The 17,202-nt window shown below is 46.2% G+C and carries 18 protein-coding genes; 4 read left to right on the forward strand and 14 right to left on the reverse strand.

Going from position 1 to position 17,202, the window contains the following annotated elements; translation table 11 throughout:
* Positions 1-7: 7 nt before the first annotated feature.
* The 3 genes from HY811_08680 to HY811_08690 are packed head-to-tail and all read left to right on the forward strand — an operon-like array spanning position 8 to position 2,895.
* On the forward strand, positions 8-1,021 hold the full coding sequence (locus tag HY811_08680; GenBank protein MBI4834875.1) for a Gfo/Idh/MocA family oxidoreductase: 1,014 nt from the start codon (positions 8-10) through the stop codon (positions 1,019-1,021).
* Entirely contained in the window at positions 1,018-1,908 is an 891-nt protein-coding gene (locus HY811_08685) for a hypothetical protein (protein MBI4834876.1), read from the forward strand. Before HY811_08680 ends, HY811_08685 begins: the two co-directional genes overlap by 4 nt.
* 15 nt (positions 1,909-1,923) lie before the next feature.
* Positions 1,924-2,895 (forward strand): hypothetical protein, encoded by a 972-nt coding sequence (locus HY811_08690; protein MBI4834877.1) that lies wholly within the window; start codon positions 1,924-1,926, stop codon positions 2,893-2,895.
* 8 nt (positions 2,896-2,903) lie between these two features.
* On the opposite strand, the gene HY811_08695 is transcribed toward HY811_08690, so the two are convergent.
* The 12 genes from HY811_08695 to HY811_08750 form a co-directional block, all read right to left on the reverse strand.
* Positions 2,904-3,698: a hypothetical protein gene (locus tag HY811_08695; protein ID MBI4834878.1), complete on the reverse strand. Its 795-nt coding sequence runs from the start codon at positions 3,696-3,698 to the stop codon at positions 2,904-2,906.
* 3 nt (positions 3,699-3,701) lie between these two features.
* Positions 3,702-4,517 (reverse strand): hypothetical protein, encoded by an 816-nt coding sequence (locus HY811_08700; GenBank protein ID MBI4834879.1) that lies wholly within the window; start codon positions 4,515-4,517, stop codon positions 3,702-3,704.
* Positions 4,518-4,530: 13 nt separating this feature from the next.
* Entirely contained in the window at positions 4,531-5,235 is a 705-nt protein-coding gene (locus HY811_08705) for a hypothetical protein (protein ID MBI4834880.1), read from the reverse strand.
* Positions 5,236-5,243: 8 nt separating this feature from the next.
* On the reverse strand, positions 5,244-6,467 hold the full coding sequence (locus HY811_08710) for a hypothetical protein (GenBank protein MBI4834881.1): 1,224 nt from the start codon (positions 6,465-6,467) through the stop codon (positions 5,244-5,246).
* Complete coding sequence (locus HY811_08715; GenBank protein MBI4834882.1) at positions 6,467-7,183, reverse strand: hypothetical protein; 717 nt, start codon at positions 7,181-7,183, stop codon at positions 6,467-6,469. Before HY811_08715 ends, HY811_08710 begins: the two co-directional genes overlap by 1 nt.
* Positions 7,176-8,027: a hypothetical protein gene (locus HY811_08720; protein ID MBI4834883.1), complete on the reverse strand. Its 852-nt coding sequence runs from the start codon at positions 8,025-8,027 to the stop codon at positions 7,176-7,178. The genes HY811_08715 and HY811_08720 overlap by 8 nt, the downstream gene beginning before the upstream one ends.
* Positions 8,027-8,722, reverse strand: coding sequence for a hypothetical protein (locus HY811_08725; GenBank protein ID MBI4834884.1), 696 nt, complete (start codon positions 8,720-8,722; stop codon positions 8,027-8,029). The genes HY811_08720 and HY811_08725 overlap by 1 nt, the downstream gene beginning before the upstream one ends.
* Complete coding sequence (locus tag HY811_08730; GenBank protein MBI4834885.1) at positions 8,723-10,171, reverse strand: hypothetical protein; 1,449 nt, start codon at positions 10,169-10,171, stop codon at positions 8,723-8,725.
* Between the two features lie 107 nt (positions 10,172-10,278).
* On the reverse strand, positions 10,279-11,409 hold the full coding sequence (locus HY811_08735) for a hypothetical protein (protein ID MBI4834886.1): 1,131 nt from the start codon (positions 11,407-11,409) through the stop codon (positions 10,279-10,281).
* A 33-nt stretch (positions 11,410-11,442) separates the two neighbouring features.
* The gene (locus HY811_08740; GenBank protein ID MBI4834887.1) at positions 11,443-13,245 is read right to left on the reverse strand and encodes a glutamate mutase L; all 1,803 of its coding nucleotides are present in this window, start codon (positions 13,243-13,245) and stop codon (positions 11,443-11,445) included.
* 18 nt (positions 13,246-13,263) lie between these two features.
* Entirely contained in the window at positions 13,264-13,713 is a 450-nt protein-coding gene (locus HY811_08745; protein ID MBI4834888.1) for a hypothetical protein, read from the reverse strand.
* Positions 13,661-14,110, reverse strand: a complete 450-nt coding sequence (locus HY811_08750) for a hypothetical protein (protein MBI4834889.1) — start codon at positions 14,108-14,110, stop codon at positions 13,661-13,663. The genes HY811_08745 and HY811_08750 overlap by 53 nt, the downstream gene beginning before the upstream one ends.
* 241 nt (positions 14,111-14,351) lie before the next feature.
* Between HY811_08750 and HY811_08755 the strand changes: the two genes are divergently transcribed.
* Positions 14,352-15,371 carry an acetyl-CoA carboxylase carboxyltransferase subunit alpha gene (locus HY811_08755; GenBank protein ID MBI4834890.1) on the forward strand — a complete coding sequence of 340 codons (1,020 nt, stop codon included), beginning with the start codon at positions 14,352-14,354 and terminating at the stop codon, positions 15,369-15,371.
* A gap of 148 nt (positions 15,372-15,519) precedes the next feature.
* Here HY811_08755 and HY811_08760 read toward each other — a convergent pair whose 3' ends face one another.
* Together HY811_08760 and HY811_08765 are read right to left on the reverse strand one after the other, a co-directional pair.
* Positions 15,520-16,299 carry a hypothetical protein gene (locus HY811_08760; protein ID MBI4834891.1) on the reverse strand — a complete coding sequence of 260 codons (780 nt, stop codon included), beginning with the start codon at positions 16,297-16,299 and terminating at the stop codon, positions 15,520-15,522.
* Between the two features lie 117 nt (positions 16,300-16,416).
* Positions 16,417-16,935, reverse strand: a complete 519-nt coding sequence (locus tag HY811_08765) for a zf-HC2 domain-containing protein (GenBank protein MBI4834892.1) — start codon at positions 16,933-16,935, stop codon at positions 16,417-16,419.
* Between the last annotated feature and the right edge of the window lie 267 nt (positions 16,936-17,202).

A 17,202-nucleotide genomic window follows, 5' to 3' on the forward strand; every position in this document is an offset into this window, starting at 1 on the left:
GATTATTATGATTACTTTGGGTATCATCGGGGCCGGAGACTGGGGAAAGAATCTCGTCCGTAATTTCCATTCGCTGCCCGAATGCCGGATCAAATGGTGCGCGGATTTGGATAAAAAAAGGCTTGACTATATAAAAAGCACCTATAAAGATATCCAGGTAACAAACGACCCGGAAAACATTTTCAAGGACAAAGAAATCCAGGCCGTGGTTATTTCATCATCCGCCGTAACGCATTATCCGCTGGCGATAGCAAGCCTGACGGCCGGCAAGCATACTTACGTGGAAAAGCCGCTGGCCCTAAAAGCCCGTGAAGCGGAAGAGATGACCAAATTAAGCCATAACACCAAGCGAATTCTTATGGTCGGGCATCTCCTGAAATACCACCCGGCAGTAACTAAGATGAAAGAAATAATAGATGCGGGAGAACTGGGCACGCTTTATTATATATATTCCCAACGAGTTAACCTGGGCAAAGTTCGTGCTGATGAAAACGCGATGTGGTCATTCGCACCGCATGATATTTCCGTTATTTTATACCTGCTGGGTGCCAACCCGGTCAGCGTGACGGCGCGGGGTGAATCTTATCTGCAGAAGAATATCGATGACGTAGTTTTTGTCAATATGGAATTCCCGGGAACGCAGATGGCGCATATTCATATTTCGTGGCTTGACCCGCACAAGATACGCCGCATCACGGTAGTCGGCTCCAAAAAGATGGCGGTATTTGACGATATGGAACCCAAGGACAAGCTGAAACTATACGACCGGGGAATCGACAAGGGCTTTGATTATGAAACTTACGCAGAATATCTTTCGCTAAGGTTCGGAGAGGTTTCCTCTGTTCCACTGCCCCAAACCGAGCCTTTGCAGAAGGAGTGCAAACATTTCCTGGAATGCGTCAAAAACGACCAGACGCCTTTGACCGACGGGGAAGATGGCTTAAGGGTTGTCCGTGTCCTGGAAGCCGCCCAGGAATCTCTGAACCAAAAAGGCATGCCCGTATCAATCCAGCTTTTATGAAGAGTTTTATTAAATATTGTGTTGTCGTTGCTGTGCTGTTTTTAATCGGCATTGATAGAATCCAAACCGTTTATCCAGAAGAAAAGAAAGAAACCCCCAAGAACCAAAACGGCATAAAGATAGACGAGATATCTAAGCTGGATGAAGAAATCATAAAAAAGGAAAGGGAATATTCCGCCTTGCAGGAGGAAGCTTACAAAGCCGAAATGGAAAAACTTTTTCCAAAAGCGCATGAATTGAAAGAAAAAGCAAACAAGCTGAAAATAGAAATCAACGAGCTGAAAAACAGGCTGGAAGCCGTTTTAGCGCATTATAAAAAGAGCTGGTCCGAGCAATCATGGTTGAAACAAATCGGGATAGAAGTCGGCCCGCTTTATACTATATTTGATAACGATTTAAATATCAATGATGCCTGGGGAACTTCGCTAAGAGTTTACTGGATAAAAAGAGATTTCAGGCGATTCCATATCGGCTCATACGTTTATTACCCGATGGTGGTTGGCGAGAGCTATCCTTTGCACCAAGTGGAAGCATCCCCGGTTATCATAGAATACCGTAAGACTTACACAAAAACGGAAACAGATGGGCTCAAGCATGATGTCCGAACGGATTCCTGCCGCATCGGATTCGGCGTATTAAGCCAGACATGGAACAATACTTATATAAAACTTAATTTATACGGGGGGCTTGAACGCTATAAAGGAACCGATCCTGAAGATATCGGACCAACAGCGGCTTACAACATTGGAATGTTCCAGCGTTTTTCCGACCATTTCGCGCTCGGCTTTGAGATGGCCGAATCGGCCGTATGGACCAGCGCAAACCAAGGCAACACAAACGTTCTTTTTAATTTCTCGGCCACGGCATTGTTAAGAATCGCTTTTTAAAGGCAAATAGATTTCATGCCGAATTATTTAATCGGGATAGACGAGGCCGGCTACGGGCCGGTTTTGGGACCGTTGGTGGTAACTGCAACGGTTTTTGAGGTGCCCTCTTTCAACATGAATCTCCGGAAGGTATTCTGCCGGACAGTCTCGGCTTCTCCCGGAAAAACGGCTTCCATCTCGGTTTGCGACAGTAAACGCCTGTATCAATCAAACAAAGGAATCAAGCCACTGGAAACGTCTGTTTTGTCTTTTGTAAATCTATTTACAAGAAATGATGGGAACTATCAGAATATAAAACGCTTCATTGAAACGGTTACCGGCTGCAAACAGTATCCTGATTTGCCCTGGGACACGAACCATTCAAACATCTCACTTCCGCTTGAAGCGAATAAAGAAAAGATATCCAACACCGCGAAATCACTGGAGAAGGAATGCGAAACAAATTCCGTTAAATTTAAAGGTGCAATGGTCAGAATTATTAACGCGGCGGAATTCAATTCCAGGATAGACAAAAAACATAACAAAGCCGATTTGCTTTTTGACATCACCGCAGAATTACTGAACGGATTAACGGAGCGCTATTTTCCCAGAAACAGCAAATCACGTATTTTCATCGGCAAGCAAGGCGGCCGAACTTATTACCGAGAACCGCTTCAGAATGTTTTCAAGAAACATACAATACGCCCTATCCGGGAAAGAAACGATTGTTCGGAATATGCGGCTTTCTCAGGCCATGAAAAAGCCTGCATTATCAAATTCCTACGTGACGGGGAAGACGCGGAATTCACCATCGCGCTTTCGTCTTTATTCTGCAAATACACGCGTGAACTCCATATGAAAAGCCTCAATGCTTTCTGGAAGGAACATATTCCGGACTTGCACCCCACCGCCGGATATCCGCAAGATGGAAAGAGATTTATTAATGAAGTGATGCCTTTAATGAACAGGCTAAATATCAAACGGGAAAGCTTAATAAGACTCCGCTAAGAAAGCGACTATTCGGCCGGCGGGGTTTGCTGCTTTTTCAGGCGATTGATTATTTCATACAAAACGATAAAGATAACAACAACCAGGAAAAGGATAATGGTAGCGTAATAATATTCTTTTCCCGCCCAGTTAACCAGCTTTGTTATCCTTCCGATGGCCAGCGATTCTCGGGCCATTACCGTATAACCGAAAGAGGCACCGAAAGCAACCATCATATAAAATATACCAATCTTCGAAACGACCTTAACCACCCCTTTATGCTCGAGCGAAAAGAAGAAATAAATGAGGACACTTATAACCCCGATGAGAATTAAAAATGAATTCATAATCGCCAAAAAGGAAGCATCGGCAGAAGTCCACAACGGATTTAAGGTCGGCACCATTTGTTTAAAGATATCAGCGGATACGACCAGAGGGATGGCCATTCCGGAAACAGCCCCCATAATAAAAGCAAACGTATAACGGGAGAGCCATCCTATCTTTTGAGAAAACCTGGTAAGCATAAACACGCCCAGTATCAAAGGGATAAAAAGCCAAAGGGTTTCATGCGGCTCCAGCGGCTTTTCAAGTTGCTTGCCGAAATAGGACCCGATTACCCTTGAAAGAGGGCTGACTAAATCCGGCCAAACCACCATGTACCAAGCAACGCACAAGCCCCATCCAGCAGTCAAACCAACATACATGTACTCGCCCAGTTTAAAGACAGGGTTATCTTTATACAAAAAGCTGTAAATCATCAGGGTAAATCCGACAGCCAACCAGGCTTCTATAATCTGCCCTGATGTTAATTCATTTATCGGCATAAATTAAGCTTTCTTTCTCTTTCCCGTAAAATACATTATATTACCGATTATTATCAATATTATAATCAATGCATGAACCACTGTCTGCGGCTTCATGCTTTCTGTTGCGGTATCCTTGTGCTTAATCAAGGATTCATACTGGGCAGCGGCGCTTAAACCGCCCATCAATCCGACCAGCTGCTTTGATTGAAGGAATGGATAATAATCTGTTGCCATAACGGCAGTGCATCCTGCACCTAAAGGCATTTTACCTTTTTCTTTCCCGTAAATAATCCAGGTGTCTACCGCCTGACCGGCTGAAACACACATGGCATATTTCATATCCTTAAGGGTTTTAATCCCTTTGAATACGGGTAAATCTTTATTAAGGTTGTTCTTATAGTCTTTCGGATAGGCATCATAAACATTCTGGCTTAAAAGCAGGATAATCGAACTTCCCCCCGGCTTGAAAGGCATAATTGCATAATCAACCCCGTCTTCTTTTTTGGCTTCTTTTCCCATCTCATTAAAGATATTAATCAAAGTTCCGCCGGCTGCCGCATCCCAAATGGTCATGCCGATAACGCGCAGGTTTTTCCTGAAGGCATGGCGCAGGAGAGCCTTTATCATCGGCCTTAACTCTTCATCCGATGACGGGTCAAAATCAACCGATATGATTATGGGAGACTTTTCCGGAAGCTTTTCGATAAAATCGTATATATTTTTCACCACGCTTGAAGAACTTTCAGGAAGCGTGATTCTTTCTTTTATCATCACCGGAATAATAATCGCAATGGCAACCAGAGCGAAAATAATCCAGCGCGTAACGTTAAATTTCATTTCCTTATCCATATCAATCTTTCCCGCCCAAATAAGCCCTTTCTATGCCTAAAATAATCCTTATGGAAAAAGCTATCGAACCCATGGCAATGCCGAAGAGTATCGCGCGCTTTGCGGCGGTGTTGGGCACGTTAAAAATCCAGACCATTATATCGGGGATTTTCTCCCAAATCATGGCGCCCAGCGGAGTCTGCCCGAGCATTATAATAACCGCGGCTATCAACAACAAGGTGGCCTCCAAACTGCGGGCGCGGAAAGCCCTGAACGCTGCCGAAGCGATGAAGAACCCTATCAAAGAAAACATAGTCGCCATAAAAGGAGATATCCCGTTCAAGAATATCCAGAAAAGCGGAGATCCTTCCTCAAGTCCGGGATATAAAGGAAGAAAACCAAGCCATTTACCGGGATCAGCATCGGGCGCTATTGGTGGTAAAAACCATCTTATGATTGAAGGTAAAAAACCGGCTGTAATCGCGATGATAAATGCGCCAAACATTACCAAGCTGTAGCCCCACCCGGGAACCGAACGCTTTACCTGGACATAGTGAAAATGAATCAAGCTGCTTATCCCAAGGAGCAATGATATTCCGCCGATGATTACTATCCATTTATTGCCCCAGGTTAACATTTCCTGCGACCATTGATGGGGAACAAAAAACTGGATGATAAACAATATGCCCATCACAAAGGCAATTAACAAAGGAAGATTTCTTTTAATAAACATATTTAAAACGTTTTGAACAAATTAACGACGAAAGTATATCCGGCGGTGCTCAATACAGCGCCCACAACCAAAACGATTATGATAAACGCCTTGCTGTAATCCTGCCCTTTAAGCGAACCGAGCTGCAAGGGCTCCCTGGAAAGGTAAGCCGACGCGGCATATAATTCTTCTCCCATCAGGGTATAATCGCAGGTAGTGATAAAAAACGGCAGCTGGGTAATCGAATCTGTTCCGGCAATCTGCATGGCTCCGGTTGCCGCGCCTGTTTCGGCAATAAGCAAAGACTCGGCATAGTAATAGCCCATATAAAGATTGGCCGCCGGTTTATGCCTGACAATAAGTCCGTCAACCGCGGCCGCATAGGCAAACTGGTCATTCGTGATAAAGAAAATATTATCCTGCTTAAAGGCGTCCGGCCGGCCGGCTTCAAGATAAGCTTCCCGGACAACTTCCTGGCAAACAGACATGACTATCGGGTCGTAACAGGGAACTTTTATCTGGGAATCATAATTAGCGACCTTCTTAGCGACTTTACCGAGAATGCTCGTGGCCGCGATTGTGGAAAGAGAAGACATGTCAAGCAAACCGTTCAAGTAAAGTATCGGGCGGCCCATTTCCGTGGCGCGGCCGATGGTTTCTTCAATCGCATCTAATCCCGGAATATGCCTGACGAATAAATTTGGGTTTTTCCTGGCTAGGCTTATAAAAAACATTATAAGAAAAGAAAATATAAGCACAAAGATAAGGACATTGGTTTTGGAGGTATCAAAAAAGTTTCCTTCAGGCGCTGCCGAAACGACTGAAGGGAATTCAACTGTATTATCACCGTCGGTTATGGCCAGCTTGAAATAAACGGTTGAGGTTATGCTTTCAACAACGCCGGGAATGCCTGTAACTTCGTAAAAATGGTACTGATTGTTTGATTCCTTAAGCCCGAAGTATTGTGGAGCTTCCGATTTATAGGCAGTGGTCGATAGGATTTTATCTACCTGGGTCCAGGGACCGCTCGAACCCTGAGAAGCATAAATAATATAGTATACGCCTTCCTGGTCATTATTCTTTGAAACAAGCCATGTTAGCGAAATGCTTTTCCCCGCATCGTTCGGTGTATCAAAAGCGGTGAAATTCTCTGGGGTAACTAAAGCTTTTACTTCCTGCGCAAAAGCAGGGAATGAACTTATAGAAATAAATAATGCTATTATTAAGAAACCGATTTTCGTTCGCATTATGTCTTAGGCTGCTCTTTTTTCTTTAATACCAATTCGTAGACTGCCAAAACAGCTATTATCACTACCAATAAAACTATTGTTGCATAATAATATTTCGACGAAGAATAATCTATTAAATCATAACAACGGCCGATAAGCAACGACATCCTGCCCATCACGGTATATCCGAACGAGGCGCCGAAGGCTATCATCACGAAATATATGCCCACTTTAGAAACCCCTCCGACCAGCCCTTTATGTTCCCATGAAAAGAAGAAATAAATCAGCACGCTGAAAACCCCGATGACAATTAATATGCCGCTGAAGTATTCAAAAGGAGTGAGTTGCGTACCTAGCGGGGTTATTATTTTTTCTATCTGCTGGAAAACACCTCCGGCGATTATACGGGGAATGCCTAATCCGGAGCCGAATCCAATAAGAAACGCAAAGGTAATACGGCTGATCCATGCCAGTTTGGAGAAGAATCTGGTATAAAGCGATATTCCAAGTATAGAAGGGATAATTAACCAATAATCCCGTTCCTCAAACAACGGCACGTAAAGAGTGGCAATAAAGTTGGAATAAATCACGCGGATAAGAATATATCCTACGGACAAACCCAGGTAAAGGTGTTCGCCAAACCTGAAAAACGGGTTATCCTTATAAAGCGAGCTATACATAAACAATGTCAGCCCGGCGGCAATCCAAATACCAATCAACGCTGAACTATCCATTATTGCCCCCCTTAGTTTGGTTAGCCTTAGCTCGCCCAATAAAATATGCGATATTACATAATATAATCATCATAATAATAAGCATATGGGTAACGGACTGGGCATCCATACCCTTCGTCGCTTTATCAGACATCTTAATCAGTTTTTCATATTCAGCAGCGCCGCGCAAACCGCCCAAGAATCCGTTTATCCAGTCTATCTTCATCAGGTTATACCAACTAGCCGCCATGACTCCGGTGCAACCACCGCCCATTTTGAATTTATATTTTAATTTGCCGTAATAATAATATGAACCAAGCGTAGACCCGGCTGCCAATTCCACCAGGTAATCAATATTCTTAAGATATTTAGCGTTTTCCAATACCGGCATAGAAGCTGTATCTTTCCCGTAATGGTCTACCGGGAATGCCGAAGGAATACCTTCTTCCCCCATCAAAATAAGTAAAGATGTGCCACCGGCTTTCCAGCCCAGATAAACGTAATCCTCCCCGTATTCCCGGCTTGTTTCTTTCGCGATATCAGCAAAAGCCTTTTCTCCTAAGCCGGTACCGGTAACCCAGAAAGTCATTCCGATAACCCGCAGGTTTTTCCTGAAAGCATGCCGTAATATCGCTTCGGCCATCGGGTAAAGCTCCGCCTTGGAAGCAGGGTCAAAATCCATGCCTAAAAATATGACCGAACGAGGCGGCAGGCTTTCAATTGTATCATATACGTTTTGAACAGCCGGAGAAATATTTATCTCTATATAAAGCGGGTATAACAAAGGAATAATCACTGCCAAAGACACCAAGATATAAATATACCGGCGGTCCAGATTAACTAATTTTTGGAATAGATTATTCATTATTTAGCTCCGCCCATATAAGCGCGTTCGATACCGAATATAATTTTTAACGACATCGCAATGCTTCCCAGGCATATCCCCAGTGAAATTCCGCCTTGGGCAGCCGTATTAAGGACTTTTAACAACCATTCGGACACCTGCCCGATAGCCGGTGGAAATGTAATTCCCCAAAGCTCGAAAGTCGGTATCTGTTTATAGAGATATTCACCCATCGGAACCCGGGCAAACATAACGATAATTGCGGCAATCAAAAGCAAGGTCGCTTCGCGTGTTTTCGCCCTGAAGGCCCTAAATGCGGCGGAAGCAATATAAAAAGCTAATACCGAAAACATCGTGCTTTGCAAGGGCACCATCAGATTCTGGTAAAGCCATCCGTAAATGGTCAGCTTGCCGGTTTCCGTAACTACTTCTGCGCTAGCACAATAAATACCGGCTCCCAGCATAGTAAATAAAGATACAAAAACAAGTATGCTGAACCCCCAACCCGGCACTTGGCGTTTTATCTTGGAAATATGGAGATGGAACAAACTAACGATTCCCAATCCCATAGCAAAACCGCTTATGACAATACCCCAGTTAGACATACCCGTAAGCAGGCTATCCGTAAAAGGATGAGGAATGTAATACTGGAGGGCGAAAAACACGCCCATTATGAAAGCGACGATTACCGGCAATAACTTTTTAATTGATTGCATTTATGAAAAATCCTTTATTAAGTCAATCAGCCAGGAAGAATGAGTCAGCGCAAAAATGGTAAAAAATATCAAGGCAACCAGCATAACCCCTTTGCCGACATCCTGCGCTTTCAGAGTCCCTACCAATACGGGATCTCTTGAAAGATATGCCGATGCCGCATAGTATTCTTCCCCAATCAAGGTATAATCACACGTGGTGATAAAAAACGGCAACTGGTCCGTCGCATCCGTCCCGGCAATCTGGATAGCACCGGTGGACGAACCGCACTCGGTCAAAAGCAAGGCCTCGGCCATATAATAACCCATAAAGAAATTAGCAGCTGGTTTTTCCCTGAGCATCATCCCGTTCACCGCCGCGGTATAGGCAAATTGGTCGCCAGTCACATAAAAATTACTGTCTTCCTTATATGCATCGGGACGTCCCGATTTTATATAGGCCTCCTTGACTATTTCCTGGCAGACCGACATAACAATCGGGTCGCGGTGCGGCACTTTAAGCTGGGTATCATACTGGGCAATTTTCTCGGAGATTTTACCCAGAATGACTGTGGCGCAGATAGTCGAAATATCGCTTAAATCGCTTATGCCTGTCTGGTAAAATATGGGGCGTCCCATTTCCGTGGCTCGCCCGACCGCCTCTTCAATGGCATCTAATCCATTTATTCTCCTTAAGAACAACTCCTTATTCTTCTTGGCGTGGCTGATAAACCATAACACTATCCCGCAGAACAAAATCATTACGATAAAATTATTTATGAGCGAAAAATTAAACCAGTTGTTTTTCGCCTGCGCTTTAAGAATCGGGCTGGTAAATAGGATGTTATTGTCTTTATCCGTTTTGACTACTTTAAAATAATATTCCTTAAGTTTAGCTTCTTTCTCTTCTTGATCTACCTTATCTTTAAGGGCATTCACTTCATTCATCAATATAAGTTTCTTTGATTTTAATTCTGAAACATCTTTCTTGTCTTTCTTCGCCTGTTCAAGATCCTTCCTCACAACCTGCAATTCTTCCTGTTTTTTGCATAATTCTTCCATGGAAGAAACTGGATATTGCTCCAGAATATTGATTTTTAAATAGTGATAAAGATCTTTGGTTCCGCTTACCCAGAAAGGCCAATGCTCATTTGTTTTCCATCGTCCGGTAGCCGGAAACTTAGCAGCCACTTGTTCAAATTTACCATCTGCGCTTTTATCGATATATACTACATAGAATGTCGCATTGTCTTCAGGAGAAATACCTTTCCAACTGAGTGAAATATCACCAAGGCAGTTATTGGGTGTATCAAAAGCCGTGAATTCACTCGGTTGGGCTGTATTTAAAGGAGCGGAGTCAGTCGGGGTTACGGTTGTTACTTCAACTTCAAAAGCGTATAAGGAAGGAAGTGCCGACTGGATGGCCAAGAAAACTAATATTAATGTAATAATCAGCCAGGGTGTTTTTCTCATATACTCCTGATATATTGGCCCCTTTGGTAATACGAGCATATTAGTAAAATCCCAAACGCGGTCAAGAAAATAAACGAACTTTATCGGAAAAATTTATCTATCGGCGCTTATTCCTCAATTAGTTCCACATTAGCGCGGGGAATAACAGCCACTTTGCCTCCGGCAAACTCGGCTTCCAGAACGCGCGCCGGGCTCTCTGTATCTATTTTCTGGAGGTCGTTGGGAAGCGCTTTAACGCGCCCGATTTTTCCGAAGAACGGGTCGCGGATAATCCTGATCGGGTCGCCTTCCTTAAGCGCGCCGCGTTCCCAGCCTTCCTTGATTGAAGCGAGTTTCTCCTTTAAAGCCGGGTCAGGGATAATTATTTCCGGGCGGATAACTCCGGCGCGGATTTGCGTGGCGCCGGAAATGCACGCCTTCTTGCCTTCCTTGGAAACCAGAAGGTCAAAGGTCTTCTTAGCCATGGTAATGGTGCCGAACCCTTCGGTGATAATCAGGGTCAGCCCTATCTTTTCCGTCCCGGTAATGGCCACGCCCAAATCGTATCCCAATAATTGCTTTAAGTCTTTATCGTTAAACGCGCCGACCACGATTCCGCGCACGCCCATCTGGACGGCCTTCTTCAGAGTGCTTCCGGAAACGTGCGAACCGCCGATGATGATTTTATCCTTGTATTCGGGCAGTATTTTATCCTCGGAAAGGACTTCATCCGGGCTCTTGACGGCCATTTTAAGGATGCCGTGTATCTCACCGCCCACCCCGAAAATCCCCTGGATGAACGAGGCGGTCGTTTCCACGATAACGCCTTCCCTCGGAATCACCTCGACCACTTCGCCGTCGATATAGGCGTTCAGCTCCAAGGGCTTGGGCGGCTCGCGCAAGAGCACCTGTCCGGTGATGGCAGAAACGCTTTCCACTTTACCTTTAATCGGTGATTTAATCGATGTCTTAAACCATTTTATAAAAGGCTTGTTTTCGGCAAGCGTTTCATTCAATTCAATCGGATCGCCCTCCTTTTTAAGCATGTAATCGCGGATTTCATCCGGGGTAATGCCCAAAAGGTTCACGATATTAACCGTCTTGACGCTGCCGGGCAGCTCCGTCCGCGCAACGATGGCGTTGGATTCCACCTTGTCGCCCTTTTTAACTACCAAGTCGCCTGGGATGGGCAGAATTCTCTTCTTTCGGATAGTCGTACATTCAGTCACCCTTAAACCGGGCGTATATGCATGTCCCATAATTTTTTATTTGGCCTCCTCCATCCCGACAGTTTATGTCGGGGCCGGATATAAATTTAAAACTTTAGTCCACTTATTAATAAAAGACACTCTTTCTTTCTTGTCTTCGGGTAATTCGAGCGGCCTGCCGCGCCCATCAAATATAATACCAACCACTCCGCCGTTTATTTCCTGCTTAAGTGTCTTTACCTTGCCTCCGTCCAGGGTAAATCCGCGGACAGCGGTCACTTCCACCGTCGCCTTTTTGCCCACTTCCAATGGATACATTTTAATATCCCCAAAGGTTATGCTATCTGTAATTGTTTTCCCGTCAGGGAAATCAATCTTATATTCCATGCATTTATCACCCGGCTTTCCCTTGCCGACCGCGGAAATGCACGCGCCCAGGTAAATCATGCAGTCGCGCACAAAGACATCCGTAGCCGCCTGTTCATGAACCGTGGAAAGAACTCCCAAATGCGGCATCATAAAAATACTGTCCACCGCCATGTGCGTTATCCCGTAAGGCTGGTAGGCATCCATCATCATTAGCATGGATTGCACGCGCCGCGGGGCGTGGGAAAGAATGCCGCCGCTCCCGACAATCAAATGGAGCCTGGCCATATTAATCAATGTCTGCCCGGAAGCCGACTGGTCAAAGGCGTCCGATATGGAACGCTCCTGCTGGACGCCCTTTAATCCGACGGCCAGCTGTTTATGGTGCTCAAAGGCAAGGCGCAATGCCTCGCGGGCAATCGCCTGCTCAATCTTAAGTTCATCCAGGCTTTGCGGGATAGTCGTCGGTCGGATCATTTTATTCTTGATGCGGTTCCTGATATCCTCTTCATCTATTTCAAAGGGCACCCAGCGCATGATATTGGGCAATCCTGTTTCCGCCAGGACGTTGGAAACGCTGTAGCTCATCCCCAGGTTCGCGCTGACTGTCCGGTTAAAGATGGTGTCAAACACTGAAAAGGTATCGGTCGTCGCCCCGCCGATATCAACCCCGACCAGGTTAATCCCCTGTTTTTTGGAAATAGTCTGCATGATGATGCCGACCGCCGAAGGCGTGGGCAGAATCGGCGCGCCCACCCATGAGATAAGCTTTTTATATCCGGGCGCCTGCGCCATGACGTGTTCCAAAAAGAGGTCGTGTATTTTATCGCGCGCGGGTTTGAGGTTTTCCTGTTCCAGGGTCGGACGGATATTATCGGTCAAGGTAAGCGCGGTCTTTTTACCGAGCGTTTCCTGGATGTTCGGGCGCGCTTCTTTGTTTCCGGCAAAAATAACAGGGAGCTGGTATCCGATTCCGAACCTCGGCTTGGGGTCTGCCGCGGCAAGGTATTCGGCCAGTTCCACCACGTGGCTGATGGTCCCGCCGTCTGTCCCGCCGGAAAGAAGCACCATGTCGGGCCTTAACTGGCGGATACGCTCAATCTTTTCGTAAGGCAGCCTTCCGTCGTTGGAAGCCAGAACGTCCATCACGATTGCGCCGGCGCCTAAGGCGGCCCGCTGGGCGCTTTCCGCGGTCATCGTCTTGACCGCTCCGGCGACCATCATCTGGAGTCCCCCGCCCGCGCTGCTGGTTGATACATATATATCCACCCCTTCCTTGCCTTTGTTGGGGTAAATTATCTTTTCGCCGTCCAGGATTTTCCTGCCGGAAAGCTCTTCCACCTCGGCAATGGCGTTAAGGACGCCTTTGGTCACGTCTTCAAAAGGCGCTTCGACCGTGGTCGGCGCCTCTCCGCGGAAAGTCTGGCGGTATTCGCCGCTTTCGGTCTTTTCGATAAGAATCGCCTTGGTCGTGGTCGACCCGCAATCCGTGGCAATAATAACTTTTAAATCTTTATCCATATTTGCGTATTCAAAATATTAATAATCACGCACATTCAAATCATTATCGTGCGTCCCGACATGGTCGGGGCTTTTCCTTAATTCCCTCTCTTTGGCTATCCGGGCATCTTCCGCTTTCTCGATTATCTCTATCAGCATCGGAATGCTCTGCCGTCGCTCAAGAATCCGGCTGAAGCGCTCGTATTCCTCCGTGGAAAAAACCATGCTGATAATCGGCTGGAAAAACACCATTGCCTGGCTCCCCAGGAAATTTAAGGGACGGACGGTTTCCAGGGTCATTATAGCCATGGTCGCCAGCTGCCGTTTTATCACGGCCTGCGCCAGCTTTTCCATAAGCGCGATATCTTCCGGCTGAAACGGCCCTTCCGCAGGCTCCACCGCAAAAGCATGCCTTAAGGTATCCATAAACCTTTTCTTAGGCTTGTTTTGTGTTTCGGTCATCAGGATTGCTTCTTTCATCAACGCCATTTTTAATCTTTTGTCTGATATAATCTAAAACTTCTTCTCTCCGGACGCCTTCGGCGGGTAACAGCAAATACAGCCCGCGGAAATTCTCCAGCCTGGAAGGCTTTTCAAACGGGCTCAATAAAACGCCGTTTTTATCCGGGTAATAGCTGCGGAAACCGGACCAATCCTTTTTCACGCGGCTGAACGGGGTTATGATTTCCAGTTTATCCGGATAAAAAACATAGCGCGTCCTGGTGTAAAAAGACCGCAGGGCTAATAAAAACAACGCCCCGATAATTACCGTCGGCAACAGTGACTGAAACCAGCTATAGATGAGAAAGATCAGGCAAACGAGCATTATTACGAAAAAAACCGCTTTTGCCGTGTTTTCCTTAAAAGGATAAACGCTCCATTCCAAAACTTTATCTTTATCGTCACCCACGAAGGAGGCAATATAAAACAAGGCGTTCTAGCAGTCAAGAAAATTAACACGAATCTAACGAATCAAATGGAATATCACGAATGATATCGCCCAAGGCAAAGAAAAACAATTATTCGTATAATTCGTCTTTATTCGTGTTATTCGTGTTCTATCCCCACCCTATCAAGGAAAAACATATTATTGACACGCGCTCGATTATTAGTATAATATCCCCTTTATGGATAATGTAAGAATAAAGACCGAGGTGTTGGAGTTTGAAGCGCCGATATTGGAGCTGGAAAACAAGATTATAGAGCTCGAGAAATTCTCGGCACTCGCGGAGGTGGATCTGTCTGATGAGATAAAAAAACTCCATGAGCGGGCTAACCGCCTGAAAACCGAGATATACAAAAATCTCTCCCCCTGGCAGAGGGTCCAGCTTGCCCGCCACCCGGGCAGGCCGGATTTCCACGATTTCGTCCAGCTCTTGTTTACCGACTTTATAGAACTACACGGCGACCGCTCTTTCCGCGATGACCCGGCTCTGGTCTGCGGCTTAGCCCGCCTGGACGACCAAAAAGTGATGCTGGTCGGCATGAAGCGCGGCAAAACCGTGCGGGAACGAATCGCCTCCAATTTCGGCTGTCCCCATCCGGAAGGCTACCGCAAGGCAATGCTTAAGATGCAGCTTGCGGAAAAATTGCGTATACCCATCATTACATTTATAAACACGCCCGGCGCATATCCGGGCATCGGCGCCGAGGAACGCGGGCAGGCGCTGGTCATTGCCAAAAATATCTTTGAGATGTCCAAGCTTCGAACCCCGATAATCTGCCTGGTCACCGGAGAAGGCGGGAGCGGCGGCGCTTTGGCTATCGGCGTGGGCGATAAATTCGCCATTATGGAAAACGCCTATTTCTCCGTCATCTCCCCTGAAGGCTGCGCGGCTATCCTCTGGAAAAGCTCGACCAAGGCCCCTGAAGCGGCTAAGGTCCTGAAACTTATCCCGAAAGCACTGCTCGAACTGGGAATCGTGGATGAAATTGTCCCCGAGCCTATCGGCGGAGCACACCGCGACCATCAGACAACCGCTTTTAATATCAAATCGGTCTTTCTGCGCTACCTGACTGAACTGAAAAGCTTGCCGATGGACCAGCTGCTCCAGAAAAGGTATGAAAAATACCGCAAAATCGGCAGGTTTATAGATGATGAACTGAAAACCGCTACCAAGCCGTTATCACCCAATACCACCCGTTAGAAAATGCAACCACAGAGTCCACGGAGATAAAGATTAATTTATTTAAATACTACTCTGTGTTCTCTGCCCCGCTCCACTCCGTTTCGGGGACACCCGATTGATAGGGAGTCCCTTACCAAAGGTATGGGGTGGTAAAGTTTTATCCGGATTAAAAACCCTCTGAATTAAGGAATTCCTCGTTCCAGAAATCCCTTTCCATCGGTGTTTCCGGGGCCGGCCGTTTCTGGAGGCGCTTGTTTTGCCTCTGCGGAGGCATATTTTGCCTGCTGCCCCGTTTCGGAGGAGCTATCTGCGGATTGTTATCCGGCTTATTTTGGCTCTGGAGCATCCGCTTTACTTTTCTTGCCATTTCAGGATTATTCTGTGCAAATTTCCTGAAAGCCTCGCGCCTTTTATCCGGTGGGATATTCATCAAGCGGTTCTTTATCTGATTAAGCTTGGCCTGCGCCTGAGCGTTATTTCCTTTCATGCCTTGCCTCTGCTGTCCTTTCATCTGACGTCCCTGCGTTTGGCGGTTTTTCATCATCTGCGGCCCCTCTTGGCCATGCATTGGACAACCGTGCCTCATTCCCTGTCCGGGCATCATACGTCCCATTCCAGCATTAGGGCCGATTCCATCGGGACTATTCATCGGGCGTCCCCGAAAACCGCCTTGGCGGTTTGAGCGGGATTGCATCTTTCCATGCCCTCCGGGTATCAGGTTGGCTATCAGGTGTTTCTTTGCATCAGGCGGCATCTTGTTAAAATGTTCCACAAATCTGGCTTGGGCTTCGGGCGGCATTGTTTTTATCTCGTCGGCTATCAGTTTCCCGATTTCTTTGGACATCTTATCCACCTTCTGTTCATTGGACTTGTCGCATCCGGCAAACCAGATGCCGGTGGCCAGAACCAGCGCCAAAACCAGCGCCAAAATCCCCATCTTTTTCATCTTTTCTCCCTCCTTCATTAAAATTATCGGTTATCCGAAAACAATCCTGCCACCCTGCAATAATCCCCTTGGGAAAATCGCAGAATGGCATCTGTCTATCAGTTCAACCGAAGAAAACTATTCTTCGGAAAACAATTCGTCAAAAGATTCTTCCGATAGTGCCAGTTCATCCAAGGCCGATTCTGATTCTGTTTCGTCAATTATGTTCTCTGAAATATCCAGCGTTTCATCCTGTTCCATATCCTCGATAGCGGCCAGCTCATCTATAAAACTGTCGCTCACTGCATTGCTTTCATTCATCTGCGGAATTGATGGAGAATAAAATATCCCTATGGTAATGGTCAGGAGCAATACCGCGGCAGAAGCCAGGTACGGCACCCACGCCGGGATAAGATGCCTTGGCGTAACCCGTATTTCGCCTGATTGGACGCGTTCCATTATCCGGTCGGCAAAGCCTTCAGGAACCGGGACGGGCTTGAATTCATCCAGCATTTTCCAGGTTGCCTTAAGGAGATTGAATTCCTTCCGGCAAGCCGGGCAGGAAGCCAGGTGTTCGGAGACGGATTTGGTCGTGGCTTCATCCAAAGCCTTATCCAGGTGAGCCGAAAGATTTTCCGATACTTTTGAGCATTTCATATTTATGCCTCTGCCCCATTTTATGTTTTATTCATTATCGGGTTTGGGGCATCCCGATTTCCCTTATAAACATTATGTTTATCGGGACAGTTCAATTCATTCCTTTTTCTTCTTAATATATAAACCCCCCAGGGCTGCGAAAGTTTCGGTATTTTTATAACCGATTAGAAAAAAGCGAAAGGGGCGACCATAAATGACCGCCCCCTCACTACTGACTACTCGAGCCTCCACTTGTTTTATCAATCAGCCGTCACGCCCCTACCAACT

The sequence above is a fragment of the Planctomycetota bacterium genome, from assembly GCA_016207825.1.
GTDB lineage: Bacteria > Planctomycetota > MHYJ01 > JACQXL01 > JACQZI01 > JACQZI01.

Excerpts from the sequence above, each read along its gene's own strand:
- HY811_08680 (MBI4834875.1), top strand. The coding sequence starts at position 8 with ATGATTACTTTGGGTATCATCGGGGCCGGAGACTGGGGAAAGAATCTC.
- HY811_08685 (MBI4834876.1), top strand. The coding sequence starts at position 1,018 with ATGAAGAGTTTTATTAAATATTGTGTTGTCGTTGCTGTGCTGTTTTTA.
- HY811_08690 (MBI4834877.1), top strand. The coding sequence starts at position 1,924 with ATGCCGAATTATTTAATCGGGATAGACGAGGCCGGCTACGGGCCGGTT.
- HY811_08695 (MBI4834878.1), bottom strand. The coding sequence starts at position 3,698 with ATGCCGATAAATGAATTAACATCAGGGCAGATTATAGAAGCCTGGTTG.
- HY811_08700 (MBI4834879.1), bottom strand. The coding sequence starts at position 4,517 with ATGAAATTTAACGTTACGCGCTGGATTATTTTCGCTCTGGTTGCCATT.
- HY811_08710 (MBI4834881.1), bottom strand. The coding sequence starts at position 6,467 with ATGCGAACGAAAATCGGTTTCTTAATAATAGCATTATTTATTTCTATA.
- HY811_08715 (MBI4834882.1), bottom strand. The coding sequence starts at position 7,183 with ATGGATAGTTCAGCGTTGATTGGTATTTGGATTGCCGCCGGGCTGACA.
- HY811_08720 (MBI4834883.1), bottom strand. The coding sequence starts at position 8,027 with ATGAATAATCTATTCCAAAAATTAGTTAATCTGGACCGCCGGTATATT.
- HY811_08725 (MBI4834884.1), bottom strand. The coding sequence starts at position 8,722 with ATGCAATCAATTAAAAAGTTATTGCCGGTAATCGTCGCTTTCATAATG.
- HY811_08730 (MBI4834885.1), bottom strand. The coding sequence starts at position 10,171 with ATGAGAAAAACACCCTGGCTGATTATTACATTAATATTAGTTTTCTTG.
- HY811_08735 (MBI4834886.1), bottom strand. The coding sequence starts at position 11,409 with ATGGGACATGCATATACGCCCGGTTTAAGGGTGACTGAATGTACGACT.
- HY811_08740 (MBI4834887.1), bottom strand. The coding sequence starts at position 13,245 with ATGGATAAAGATTTAAAAGTTATTATTGCCACGGATTGCGGGTCGACC.
- HY811_08745 (MBI4834888.1), bottom strand. The coding sequence starts at position 13,713 with ATGGCGTTGATGAAAGAAGCAATCCTGATGACCGAAACACAAAACAAG.
- HY811_08755 (MBI4834890.1), top strand. The coding sequence starts at position 14,352 with ATGGATAATGTAAGAATAAAGACCGAGGTGTTGGAGTTTGAAGCGCCG.
- HY811_08760 (MBI4834891.1), bottom strand. The coding sequence starts at position 16,299 with ATGAAAAAGATGGGGATTTTGGCGCTGGTTTTGGCGCTGGTTCTGGCC.
- HY811_08765 (MBI4834892.1), bottom strand. The coding sequence starts at position 16,935 with ATGAAATGCTCAAAAGTATCGGAAAATCTTTCGGCTCACCTGGATAAG.